Raw genomic sequence first — 13,440 nt, forward strand, 5'->3', positions numbered from 1 at the left:
ACTATTGTGTTTTTGTAGCTATAAAACGATTTTTTTTTCTTATTTGCTCTATTCCTCTTCTTTTCTTCCGAGAACCTTATTTATCAACTCTTTAAACGTATTAAAATCAACATTATAGGTAATACCTGTTCCGTAAACATACCCAATTCTGTCCACCAAGTACTCTTGCCATTCATTTTCTCGTACAAACACCTTAGCTGTCAAATTTCCTTGGGGGTTCAGTTGGAATATTACTTCTCCATTTCCTGCTACGGCAGTGCGTTTCACCCCTCCAACAGGAATACCTACTTTCCCGTTAAAGAGAACTCTATCAGTAATTTGTGTAGAAATCGTAAATCCTAATCGGTCGTCATTGGTTATGTCAGAAGAACTATCAACCATTCCTGCTTCGTAAGAAACACCTAAATTTAGCTTATTGTCCTCATCCGACAGCAACTGATTGAAAAGCCCCGCTGCTGTTTCAAATAAGTTATAGGCTACCAAACGATTATCCGTATTCCGCTCACTCATAAAGGAACCTTGAGCTAAAAGTGAAAAGGCTTGTAGTTGTTTTCTGTCCTTATCTTCCAAACGATAATTAAGTTCCGATACCAAACCTTGCCCACTATCAGGGAAAGCAATGTCAAAAACGGGTTCTGGTTGCATCAACTCTCCTTCGAGACTGATAATGACCTGAGTAGCTATCTTTCGATTGTATTGCGAAGATTCCAACAACACTCCTGGATTGGCATTCAAAGTATAGGCAGCTTTCAAATTTCGCAACACGGCTTTTAGCGGATCACCACTCCATGAAATTGAACCTCCAGGAAGCACGGTAAATCGTTTATCAATCAGATTTTCAAATTTAAAATTGTAATATCCTGAATAGGTAATAAAGTCACCCCACATGTTGAACTTACCATTAGTATTGATTTCAATAAGTAAGGTTCCGGCACCTGTTCCCACTAAGTTACTTCCCGTTTTTTTATCTAAAATAATTTCAACCTCAGTTGATGGTAACACGTCCATTTCAAAACGTAGTTCAAGCCCTTTAACTGACTCCAAAACACGTTCTTTTTTCACCTTCGGATTTTCTTTTTCAATAAAAGTAATGAAAGAATCGTCCCCTACACTTTCCATATCACTCAATGGAATTTTAAACTGTGTCCCCTCTTGGGTAACCGCTTTGACCGAAATCACTAACTCATCTAACGCTCCACGAATGGATGCATTTCCGTTAATGAATCCTGTTCCGTAGAAAAGAGCATCATCGGTGTAGCCTGTGTTTAAAACTAAGAATTTATCACCTAATGTTTTGATGTTCAAATCAAAAAACCAGTCCGACAACTTATTATGACGTATGCTACCATTGAGTAACGCTTGGGTTTTATGTGCTGTATCGGTAAGTGTCCAATCATCAATTTCGAAAGTTTGATTTCTAATAAAAATTTTTGCTTTATCGTTGATATCAGCATTCAAATTCAGATATGTAATTCCAACTCCTCCCTTCTCAATAGCAAGTTCTCCGTTCATCGTAGGATTTTCAATACTTCCTTCAATTTTTATATCTCCCACCAAACTTCCTCGTAGATCATAGAAAATACCCTCCAAAAACGGATTGAAAGGAGCTAAATTGAACTGTCTAAAATGGGCATCAACATCTACAAAAGTACCTTTGTTAGAATCAAGCTTAATATCTCCATTCATTTGGAAACCTTGTGTTTTTCCATTTACAAAATGAGCATTGAGTTTGAAAGCAGAAAGATCCGCATTTCCGAAAATACTAGCTTCTAAATCTCCATAGTCATAACCGTTCAAACGAAAATTTCGGATAAACACATCCGATGATGGATAATACAATTTTCCTTTTTGTACCAGCGACAAGTGACCGTTGAGAGTTCCTTGCAGATTTAATCCTTTAAGTTCGGGTAACACCTTATCAAGCGACACATTGTTTGCCACTGTGTGTAGTTGTTTATATTCATCAGTTAACACACCACTAAGATTAACATGCTGGTTACGGTGAGCGATTCTAAAGTTATGGATCTTAATGGTATCCGCTTTACGGTCGATAGTCACCTTGTTTGTTCCTTCAGCATTTTCACGATTGATAAACCATTGATTGCCTCTGAAATTGATTTCTGACTTTTTAAATTCGATACTCGATTCCTGTTTCTCGTTTAAGGTATAGAAGAAATTTAACTGATAATTGTCTTTTTCTGACTCACCTCCGTTAAATTCGGAACGGAAAAACAAAGTATCATTGACCACACGGCTAATGAGGTTAAAATCCTTTATGTCATAAATTCCTAAATCTAATTTTCCAACTTCAAAAAAGGCATTATAGAGCGTATTTTGGTTATCTACCGTAAGTTTCAACCCATCTGCTTGATAATCAAAGGCATTAATTTCAGGCGATTTCAGTTGCATTTTAAAACTTCCATCATCTGGAACAATTTTTCCTTTGAGAGTGGTATTTCTTCCAATTTTCAACTCTGGTACAAAAACTTCTACAATTTTATTGTAAATACTAAAGTTGAAGTCTATATACTGATTTTCATCAATTTTATATGGATTGTAGTGCATGTAAACACTTCCCAAAGCATTTTGGATGATTTTTTTCATCTCCGCCATTTTGTACTTTCCACGAATACTTCCGCTAATAATATCAGTTGAATTTATTTTGATTTCTTTCTCTCCTGTATCATAAATGGTAGAAGTAATATCAAAATCATTGAAAGTAAAAATATTATGCGAATTTTCATATACTGCATTTTCAAAGCTAACCTTCCCTACAATGTCATCAACCTCAATTCCTTGTATGTCTATATGCACCCTTCCTTTTAGTTTTGAAATCGTATCACTTTCGGATACCTTGAGCTGGTACAAATCCGCCTTTTGAATGTCTGCTTTGAAATCAAAGGTAGGTTTTATAGATGAGAAATCAGCTAATCCTCCAAATTTCATATTCAAATTAGGGTCATTAGCTACTACCAAACCATTGAACAATTGCTTGGTTAACTTTCCTTCAATATTAATTTTTTTATAGTCATATCCATTAAATCGTAAAGAATTTATCTTTCCATACGCATTCATTTCCATGGTTTTAAAGTCGGTTCCTTTACCTTGAACTACCAAATCAGCCGACAAATTCCCTAAAATACGTTGCTTTATTAAAGCCCCTATGTTAAATGCTTGTGTTGAAATTCGCCCTTCATATGCTAAATTTTCCGTTTGCTCCAAGTTGCTTAATTTTCCTTCAAAAGTTGCATTTCCTCGTTGCGAAGTCATCCTTAGGTTAGCATCCAGATGCGAAGTGCCATATACAAAATCTCCCGTAAGTGAAAACATTCCTAAATTCTGCAATTCCACAGGTATATTTTGTCCTAATTCCACAGGCATCAGAGTTGCCAAATCATTATAAATAGATTCGAAATTCACTCCCTTGCCTTGAATAATGATTTTTTTATCTTCTCGTAATAGGTTTTCAAAGGATAAATTTCCTCCAATGAGCGTATTCTGGTACGTAATATTTCCTTGATCTATTACAAATTTATTCAAAGTTCCTTTAAAATGTAAATCATTAACTATTAATGATTTACCTGCTCCAAATCCATCGTAAAAAGTATTCAAATCACGAGTAGAAATGGTCGCTTTAGGAAGTTCTACATCTAACACCACTTTATCAGCAAAATCACCAAAGCCTCCTTCATGAGGATATATTTTCAATGTACCTTCAACTGTTGTTTTTTCGGTTTTGAGAATCATATCTTTAGCCTGTACCAAAGTATCGGTGTAGAAAAAAGAAGTTTGTAGATTGCTAACTTTCAATGATTTATCAAATATAAAACTTCCTTGTTCCATATCAAAGAACACATTAGCTCCTAACAACTGGAAATCCTTAAGTTTCATATTAAGGTTTTCAGCTTGGAACAGTATTGGATTTTCTTGATTTTCATCGGAAATATAGCAATGGCTCCCATTCAACCGTATGGTTTTTGCCTTCATTACAAAATCGCCTGAACTGGGTTCTCCTGAATCAAATTTTGATACAAATACCTCTAAATTTGACAAAGTATCTCCCTTGTGGGTTTTCATATGAAAAACCAAATCATCTGCTTCAATATCACCAAAGTACAAATCACCTTTAATCCATTGTCTAACATTTAAAATCGACGTTTGTAGCTGTTTGGTTGCAATAAGTGTATCAGCACGAAAATCTTTAATCAAGACCCCCTTAACAGCTACATCTCCATTGTATTTCAGATGAATTTTCTCGATTTGTATGTCTACATCAAAATCTTGGTTAAGCCTGTTAACAACCTTTTGGGCTATGAACGTTTGAGTTACTGGCAATGCCAACAAAAGTAATAGAACCCCAAAAAATAAAAGGGTTATCCACATTACTCGGAACGCTATTTTACGAAATCTTTTGATAACTTGAAGTTTTTAATTACAAATGTTGCAAATATACGTAAATGGTTCGCTTTGAACAAATTTTTTTTGAAGGTGTTACATTGGCTACCACAGCCGTCCGAAAGTTTTTTGAAAACGACATAAAAACCCTTGTCAACCCTTTATTTATAAGGGCAGACTTGTTTTTTGTGCGGAATTATCTCTGTCAAAGAGTGTGTTTTCAGGTAGTTTTTTTGCTTTTTTTACGGTGTGTTTCAGTTCGTTGCAGACATAACTCAGCGTCAGATAGTGCATCAGACAGACCCTTATTTTCTCGTAAAAATTACTAAATGCAGTCTTTTTATCGCTATGAAATCGCTTAATCAACTCCAATAGAAGACGCAAATCAAAGCTACATAAATCTGTGATTTCACCGCATTTTCACTTGTGCCAAGAAAAATTTTTATCTGTAAATTTTGCTTCATAGCCTTTTTTGAAGTCAAAACGATGATTTCATCTTTGAGGATGTCGTGGTCTTTTTCATCAGGCAATCCAAGTTGATCGTCCCAAACGGTGTGAATTTTGAGTCCGCCTTTAGCTGTCCGAATCAAGCGAAGCGTATCATGAACACCTTTGAAACAAATAAAATCTTGTGAATAAATTTTGCCCAGTTGAAAAGGCTTAAACACAGGCTAATGGTAGTACTGTCAATGATTTTTATTTTGTGGTTTTGGATTTCATCGATGATATGACTTTGATGTTTGGCTTTTAAAGAGTGTTTGTAGTACTTTAAAAGACTGGAATACAAATCTTTAAATACTCCATAATGTCTTACTTTGTTTCCATCACTCATTGTTGATTTTGTGGGACTTTGTTTGAGTTGGAGATCGCTTAGGAAAGTGCTACTTACTGATAATCCGCAACTTATGTCGGATAGCGTATAGCATTTATTCAGCTGTCCGAAAGTTAGTGCCACCGATTGATCGCGAGTTTTATAGGCAGATTTTCCTTTATCGGACTGATGTTTAGCGATTTCCGCTCTTAAAATATGCGTAGGAATGAGATCTAAAATTTGTCTGATTACGGGTTTATTTGTATTTTTGCTTCGCCTGAAGAGTGCCATAATTAAAAAAAAATGGGGATTTTTCAAATATACGACATTCTCAGGCAACTTTTATTTTAAAAGTTTCGGATAGTTGTGATTGACTACATTTAACCCTCAAGTGTAACATCATAAAAACATCTCCTCAGATAACAGTTATCATGAGGAGATGGAAATCAAAGTCTAACAATAAAGACTTGTCTATGAAAGAAAAATCAATTATAACAACGAATGACGATTATAAGCCAATTTTATCAAGATTGCATTCCATTCGCAATCTACTTTATTTTTTTAATTCGTTGAAATTGTATGTTTTAAGGTAGTTCTCTGTTTGTTTTTTATAAAATGATATGGATTTAGAAGTAACTTCTTAACTTACACACTTAGAGGGAAAGTGTCAGGTTTTGAATTACTATTTGTTTGATTAATTACAATATTCTTCTTGACATTTTTTTATAAAATGATCTAATAAATCATTGTAGTCTTCAAAGGTGTCATCAAATATAAATCCTTTAATGAGCCACTTACCTTTACTGTTGCGCCAAAAAAGATAGTAATCTCCGTTTTTCATATAAATACGCCCTGGATTTTGATCTGAAAATCCAAGAAAATCAGTATAATCTCTTGGCAATCTATTTTTAGGATGGTCAAAGTCTATCGCACATTTTTTACATTCTTCTTGTTCTTTTAGCTCTTTTTCTCTTTCCATTGCCTCAATCTGAGCGTTTCTTTCTTCAAAAAAGCTAATCTCTTTGTTGTATATTTTTACTTGTTTATTGTACGCGTTTACTATATCATCATGCTTTTGAATCAAAATTTCTTCTGCTTTGATAAAGAAAGGACGCAGAGAAGTCATTGAAGGTTTGCGACATAAATTTATTGCGCTAGTCATCATGTTTATATGTGAATTTAGTAAGCCTTTATCCAATTGAGGCTTTTTAACGCCACTAATTTTTGCTACGTTATATTCAATTCCTAACAAGGATCGTCTTTCCTCATATACGTGGGAGTAATAAAGATATTCTTTTCTAATAGGTCTACTTATTATTTCAGACACTGCCATCACTCGGCTGAGTTCTTGAGCAACAGCTCGTTTATTGTCTGGGTCGTAAGAACTATACGAGGTTATAAATCTATCTACAAAATTATCTTTTTCTATAAAAACATATCCTTTTTCGGTAAGAGCAAAAATTTTATTTTTGATTTTTTCTAAAATGAGGCAGTCGTTTTTGTAAAAAGCACTTAGTTTAGGTTTAAATGAAGCTGTCATATCAGGGAATTTTGAAAGGCAAACCATGATATCTTCATAACTCATAGCATCTTTTGAACAAGTTGTAGCCAGACGTTCGTACTTTGTTTGTACTAATACTTTATGTTCAGGAAATTTCTCCCGAAATAAAATAATATCTTCATAATTTTCAGCTTTTTTAGCACATAAATCAACAATGTAATCATACATTTCTTTGTTTTTACGAAAAGTATCAGGGTTGTTTTTTAATGTGTTGATATTCAAATCATATCCCTTATCAAGGATCTGTTTTAATAATGAAATTTTTCCGTTTTCAATGGTTTTGTAAACCGCATCTTTTCCGTTTTCTACAGCTTGTGTTACATCAATACCTTTATCCACCAAAAACGATTGTACGTAATCATTATTAGTTTGTGTGGCAAAAGCCATTAACGAATTTCCTTCAGCATCAAAAGTATGCACAGAGGCTCCTTTTTCGATAAAAATTCGAATGACATTATCTGAAATATATTCTGAACTAAATTTTCCTAAAAAAGCATGATTCTCTCGTATAAGATACGCCAAAGGAGGAAGCAGTGTTTGATATCGTTGGTTAATATCAAAATCACTACGGTTCACCATGGCTTCTAACACTTTTTCAGCATCAGTGCAAATCTCTTTTTTATGAGTAGCTATAAAATCAAGTAGTAAGTATATGGGAGGTTTGTCAATGATTGGAGTAGGAGTTTTTAAATCACAACCCGATTTAATGATTACTTCACACATTTGGACAGAAAGATTACCTTTTAGTAAACGATCTATAGCATCGTTGATTAGTGGCACATTCTCATAGTAGATTTTTGAACGATATCTATTTCTCTCTACCGATTTTGTTGCATCATTAACCATTGCAGGGTTTTCAGACAGTATTTTTGCCATACCCTCCACGTCATTTTTTTCCAACAATTTATCTAATTCAACATTATAACTAGAAGCCTTTTTCTTTTTTAATGAATCAAAACTTTGTGCCGTGAGATTTACGGCACAAAATAATGAAACGAGGACTGAAAAAACGCGTAATTTCATGGCTTATTTCAATATTCTTGCTTGTTTTTCAAATATTTTTTCTGTAACTTCTTGTCAGTAGGCACTAATAGTCCTTCTACAATTTCCCAAGTTGGTTCACCATCTTCGGCAACTGCATGTATTTTCCCTTTAAGGCTAAAAGCTAAATATTTAAAAATATCATCAAAAAAAGGTCTTATATGTTCTTCCCATCTTTTTTCAGGAACATCAATTAAACGTTCTTCTTCAACTGCTTTTTTTATCATTGGAAAACTATACTTTTTACCAGGAAAATCTATTGCATCAAAATGCGAAACAAGTTCTTGTCCATCAAACCAAGCAGCATCTCCCTGACTAACCAAAGTTTCGTATGTTTTGAATTTCGATTCTACATCGGCAAGATAGTCGGTCATTCTTTTGTTCATTTCATCAACATTTCTTCCGTTCAATGTTACCAAAATACTAGTTAAAAGAGATTTACTCATCAACGTGGTGTCGTACTCTGCTCTATATTCATTATAAGCTTCATTTTTAGAATCAGATGAAGAGTCGTACATTCTTAAAAGAGTAAGTCTCTTATTTTTTAAATTCTTAATAGCAAGTAAAAATCCCCCTGTGTTATGGAATTCAAAATGCAATTCGGCATAAATCTCAAGAGGTGATCGTACAAGTCCCATACCCATCATTCTATCTTTTGCCATAGTTTGCAAAAAAATCACAGGGAATGAAAATTGGCTAATATTTTCATCAACTTGATCTACTTTAATCTCTTTTTTTGAGTCTATTATTCCAAAATCCTTTAAACGATTTATTGTTGAAGTAATCAACTCTTTTTTAGATAAATCCGTATGAATAATTACAGCATAGTTCTTCCCTTCTTTTCCTCCTTGAACCCAAGGATTTTTCAACATGTATGCAGGCATATCTTGTGAGTTTGCAAAATTCGCAACTAATACGAAAAGAGCAAATAGCAAAAATATTTTTTTCATATGATAAAACTTAAAATAATCCTACTCTATTATAGGCTTTTCGGTTACGCCTTTGTGTGAAATTTTCCTTCGGATAGAGTTTTTAATTTATTTTTATGTAATCAAAATAATCATTCCTCGAAAGAAAAATCAATTATAACAACGATTTACATCGGAATGAACCGTTAGTTACTTTTTTGGTTACACTACCGTCATCACTTTTTGCGTTAAATTCGAATGTACCTTCAACTATCTTTGCTTTTTCATCGAATTTTTTGATGGTTATTGTTCCATCTGCCAAACTAGTATATCTGTCATTTCCAAAAGTTACGCCTCCCAATGCTAATTCTTCTCCCCCAAATTTAAATACACCTTCTTTGGCAGGTGCTGTAAGTGCAAAAACAAATTCGTTACCTTTCACTCCATTTACGCTAATTTTTCCCGCAGAAACTGTATAGGAACAAAAAGTTGCTCCTGTAACTTCATGTTTTTTACCGTCAACTTCTGCTTTTACGTAATAATCAGAACTTCCAGACTCGCCCGTGTTGTCAGAATCATCTTTTTTACATCCCACAACAGCTACGACTACTGCCAGTAGGAAAAAACTAAATTTTAAATAATTTTTCATATGCTTCATTTTTTTATTACATTGTATTTTAAATCTTTTTAGCATAATTTCTTAAGAAACATCTCCTTAAGGTATTATTATTTAATGATAAAAAACCGAAAGGAGATGTTAGTCTAACTATAAGAACTTGTTGAGAAATTTACTAAAAAGCATATCTAAGACCTACATGAACTCCAAGAGAAGACCCTGTTCTAATGGTGTATTTCACTGTGCTGAAAAGATCCAAGTTTGAGGATAAAGCGTAAGACATACCTGCTCCAACATTCACTCCGAAATTCCCTCCACTAAACTCGTATTTAACTCCTAAGATTTCCGAACTTGATTTAAAATAATTGTATCCAACTCCTGCTAAACCAAAAAACTTAAAAGTATCTTTGTCGTAGAAGTAGTAATGACCATTGGCATTGAACTCTAACCCAAGGGAATTTACTCCCTCAACTTTATCTAACATAAGATACCCTACATCAGGAGCTACCGTGAGTTTGTCCATAATCCCAATCTCAGCATTCACACCGATTATGGGATTTTTTCCCTCTACATCAAACCCTCCGTGGATACCAATTTTAGTTTGTGCTTGAGCAACCATTCCAAACCCTAAAACAAGGGCTACAATTAAAGCAACTTTTTTCATTTTCTTCTTTTTTTAATTAAACAACTTATTTATAACATTTTTAAAATTCAAGTATTTGACTTATTGTTTTTTAGCTTAAAATTACGGTTTTAACTTTGACACATCTTGTTGTTTACAACGAAATGAACCGTTAGTAACTTTCTTTGTAATATCTCCGTTCGTTCCAACAAACTGAAAAGTTCCTTCAATCACTTTTGCGTCCTTGTCGTATTTTGTGATAATTAAACTTCCATCGGTTGAATCCGTATATCCTCCATAAACTCCATCAATATAAACAGTTCCGAAAGATACTATGTTATCAGAAAATTTATATGTACCCACTTCCATCGAAGGAATCATGAAAGCATATTTGTCACCTCCTGTTATCGTAACTCCGAAGCCTGTATCAATAAAAAAACAATATTCACCTGAAGCTTCGTGTTCCACACCTCCTACTTGTGCTTTTACATAGAATTCAGAAGTGTTTGAATCATCCTTTTTACAGCTTACAACTATTAAAATTGCTGTTAACAAAATAAAGCTAAATTTTAATTTATTTTTCATATATAATTTATTATTAAATTTATACTTAATCCAAAACTTACTACAATTACATAAACGTTAGTTTTATTACTTCGTTTTAGTTAATTTTATCTTTATTTTCACACTACAAAGGAATGATTTTTCTTTTAAAGCAGCAAATATTGCATAAAAATAGAAATGTTAAAATTTACACGAACGGTCGAAAATTGAGCATGAACGGTAATTTTCTTGCACGAACGGTCAAAAATATCACCTGAACTGTTTAAAAAAATAACAAAACTTTAACATGTGTATTTGCTAAATTCTACTTGTGTAAACATGTCATTCCGTAATAACTCAATCAAAATTTAAGTGCTATTGAAATTCAATTTTCAAAAAAAACTCTTGTTTATCCATTCTTAATCTGATAGCTAAGGATAAGTAACAATTTCTTTTGTGTTTTTTCAGAAATTCAAATTTTATATTTTTTTTAAGTGATTATCTCCGAAAAAACAGTATATTTGCCATTTCATAGTAATAGAAATTATTAAAAATAAATGACACAGAATAAAGAGATTACATCTAATCAACTAATTAGTAATATTATCGAAGGTATTGAAAAAGTAAAAGGGACGGACATTACTATCATGGATTTACGCGAAATCGAAAACTCTGTTTGCGATTATTTCATTTTATGTAACGGTTCGTCAAACACCCAAGTGAGTGCTATTTCGGGAGCAGTACAACGAGTTGTAAGTCAAGCTGAGGGACATGTAAAACCATGGCATGTGGAAGGAGAGATGAATGCAGAATGGATATTGATTGACTATGTAGATGTTGTGGTGCATATCTTTCAAAAAAGAATCCGTGAACATTATGACATTGAAGGATTGTGGGGAGATGCTAAATTTTTAAATATAGAAACTAACTATTAATATGGCAGAGAACAAAACAAACAAACCTAAATTTTCAGCCTATTGGGTATACGCCTTACTTATAGTGATTTTATTAGGATTTAATTTCTATTCGGGAGGTAGTTTTTGGATGCAACCCAAAGAAATTCCACAGGCGAAATTTGAAGACTTTTTGCGTAACGGAGATGTTTTAAAGATAACCATCGTCAATCGCAAAGAAGCTAATGTTTATTTGACCGATGAAGCATTGAAAAAAGAAGAACATAAGGATGTACGTCCGAGTGGAAATATGCTATCACAAACAACGAGTGCAAAGAATGAAAGTCCGCAATATCGTTTTGAATTGGGTGATTTGAGCAATTTTGAAAACCGTTTTGACCAGATTGTTCAAGAAAACAATTTAACAACCACTCGTGAAAATAAAACACAACAGAACGTGTTTTCTGATTTTTTAGTTACACTATTACCATTTATTCTTATCGTGGGGTTGTGGATTTTTTTTATGCGACGAATGGCCGGAGGCGGTGGAGGTGGACAATTGTTCAGTATCGGAAAATCAAAGGCTCGTCTTTTTGATGAAAAAAGAGAAGTTCGCGTAACATTCCAAGATGTAGCAGGTTTGGAAGGTGCTAAAGAAGAGGTTCAAGAAATAGTTGATTTCCTTAAAAATCCAGATAAATACACCTCTTTGGGAGGAAAAATTCCAAAGGGTGCTTTATTGGTAGGGCCTCCGGGTACGGGAAAGACCCTTTTAGCAAAAGCCGTAGCGGGTGAAGCCCAAGTGCCGTTCTTTTCACTTTCAGGGTCTGATTTCGTTGAGATGTTTGTAGGAGTGGGAGCCTCACGAGTACGTGACCTGTTCAAACAAGCCAAAGAAAAATCACCTGCAATTATTTTTATTGACGAAATTGACGCTATTGGACGTGCCAGAGGGAAAAACAATTTTACAGGAGCAAATGATGAAAGAGAAAACACTCTAAATCAATTACTAACGGAGATGGATGGCTTTGGAACGCATACCAATGTAATCGTGTTAGCAGCAACGAACCGAGCTGATATCTTAGATAAAGCATTGATGCGAGCAGGGCGTTTTGACCGACAAATCTATGTTGATTTACCAAATTTAAACGAGCGAAAGCAGATTTTTGAAGTGCATCTACGTCCAATTAAGAAGGCTGAAACCTTAGAGATAGACTTTTTAGCTAAGCAAACCCCAGGATTTTCAGGTGCCGACATTGCAAATGTATGCAACGAAGCAGCTTTGATTGCGGCTCGTAAAGGTAAAACAGCTGTGGGAAAACAAGATTTCTTAGATGCTGTTGATAGAATTGTTGGTGGTCTAGAGAAAAAAAGTAAAATGATTACCGATGAAGAACGTAGAACCATCGCTTTCCACGAGGCAGGACATGCTACGGTTAGTTGGTTGTTGAAATATGCTGCTCCTTTAGTTAAAGTAACTATCGTTCCCCGAGGGCAGTCGTTAGGAGCCGCTTGGTATTTACCTGAAGAGCGACAAATTATCAGAACCGAACAGATTTTAGACGAAATGTGTGCAGCTTTGGGAGGACGTGCCGCCGAAAAGATAATTTTCGACAAAATTTCAACAGGAGCGTTGAGTGATTTGGAAAAGGTAACCAAACAAGCTCGAGCCATGGTAACCATCTATGGATTGAACGATAAGGTAGGAAATCTGACCTATTATGATTCATCAGGGCAATCGGAATACGGCTTTACCAAACCATACAGCGAAAAAACGGCTCATGTAATTGATGAAGAGATTTCAAAAATTATTGAAAATCAATATGAAAGAGCTATTCAAATTCTTTCAGAAAATAAAGATAAGCTAACTAGTTTGGCCAACTTATTACTCGAAAGAGAAGTCATTTTCAAGGAAGATTTGGAAGATATTTTCGGAAAAAGAGCCTATGAAAAGGAAGAGGAATTAACTGAAAAAACAGAGACGAAGGTAGATGACTCAAATCTTTTGACAACATAAATTATTTAATTCGTAAAAAAATGATAAAAACTT

At 34.1% G+C, this 13,440-nt stretch carries 8 protein-coding genes and 1 pseudogene; 2 read left to right on the forward strand and 7 right to left on the reverse strand.

The window, feature by feature from the left end; translation table 11 throughout:
* Positions 1-48: 48 nt before the first annotated feature.
* The 7 genes and pseudogenes from CGC49_RS09055 to CGC49_RS09085 all read right to left on the reverse strand — a co-directional run bounded on the left by CGC49_RS09055 (position 49) and on the right by CGC49_RS09085 (position 10,539).
* Positions 49-4,383: a translocation/assembly module TamB domain-containing protein gene (locus tag CGC49_RS09055; RefSeq protein WP_095912435.1), complete on the reverse strand. Its 4,335-nt coding sequence runs from the start codon at positions 4,381-4,383 to the stop codon at positions 49-51.
* A gap of 177 nt (positions 4,384-4,560) precedes the next feature.
* A pseudogene (locus tag CGC49_RS09060) lies at positions 4,561-5,497 on the reverse strand (DUF4372 domain-containing protein).
* 403 nt (positions 5,498-5,900) lie between these two features.
* Positions 5,901-7,643, reverse strand: a complete 1,743-nt coding sequence (locus CGC49_RS09065; protein WP_198540625.1) for a hypothetical protein — start codon at positions 7,641-7,643, stop codon at positions 5,901-5,903.
* 155 nt (positions 7,644-7,798) lie between these two features.
* Complete coding sequence (locus tag CGC49_RS09070) at positions 7,799-8,758, reverse strand: hypothetical protein (protein WP_095912437.1); 960 nt, start codon at positions 8,756-8,758, stop codon at positions 7,799-7,801.
* A gap of 133 nt (positions 8,759-8,891) precedes the next feature.
* Positions 8,892-9,365 (reverse strand): DUF6252 family protein, encoded by a 474-nt coding sequence (locus CGC49_RS09075; RefSeq protein WP_095912438.1) that lies wholly within the window; start codon positions 9,363-9,365, stop codon positions 8,892-8,894.
* Between the two features lie 142 nt (positions 9,366-9,507).
* Positions 9,508-9,996: an outer membrane protein gene (locus CGC49_RS09080; protein WP_042343898.1), complete on the reverse strand. Its 489-nt coding sequence runs from the start codon at positions 9,994-9,996 to the stop codon at positions 9,508-9,510.
* Positions 9,997-10,077: 81 nt separating this feature from the next.
* Positions 10,078-10,539, reverse strand: coding sequence for a DUF6252 family protein (locus tag CGC49_RS09085; protein ID WP_042343897.1), 462 nt, complete (start codon positions 10,537-10,539; stop codon positions 10,078-10,080).
* Between the two features lie 515 nt (positions 10,540-11,054).
* On the opposite strand from CGC49_RS09085, the gene rsfS reads away from it, so the two are divergent.
* Both rsfS and ftsH read left to right on the forward strand, forming a co-directional pair.
* A complete protein-coding gene (rsfS, locus tag CGC49_RS09090; RefSeq protein WP_095912439.1) occupies positions 11,055-11,432 on the forward strand; it encodes a ribosome silencing factor in 378 nt (125 codons plus the stop codon).
* 1 nt (position 11,433) lies between these two features.
* Positions 11,434-13,407 carry an ATP-dependent zinc metalloprotease FtsH gene (ftsH, locus tag CGC49_RS09095; protein WP_095912440.1) on the forward strand — a complete coding sequence of 658 codons (1,974 nt, stop codon included), beginning with the start codon at positions 11,434-11,436 and terminating at the stop codon, positions 13,405-13,407.
* Positions 13,408-13,440 lie beyond the last annotated feature (33 nt).

It is taken from the genome of Capnocytophaga sp. H4358 (genome assembly GCF_002302515.1).
GTDB lineage: Bacteria > Bacteroidota > Bacteroidia > Flavobacteriales > Flavobacteriaceae > Capnocytophaga > Capnocytophaga canis.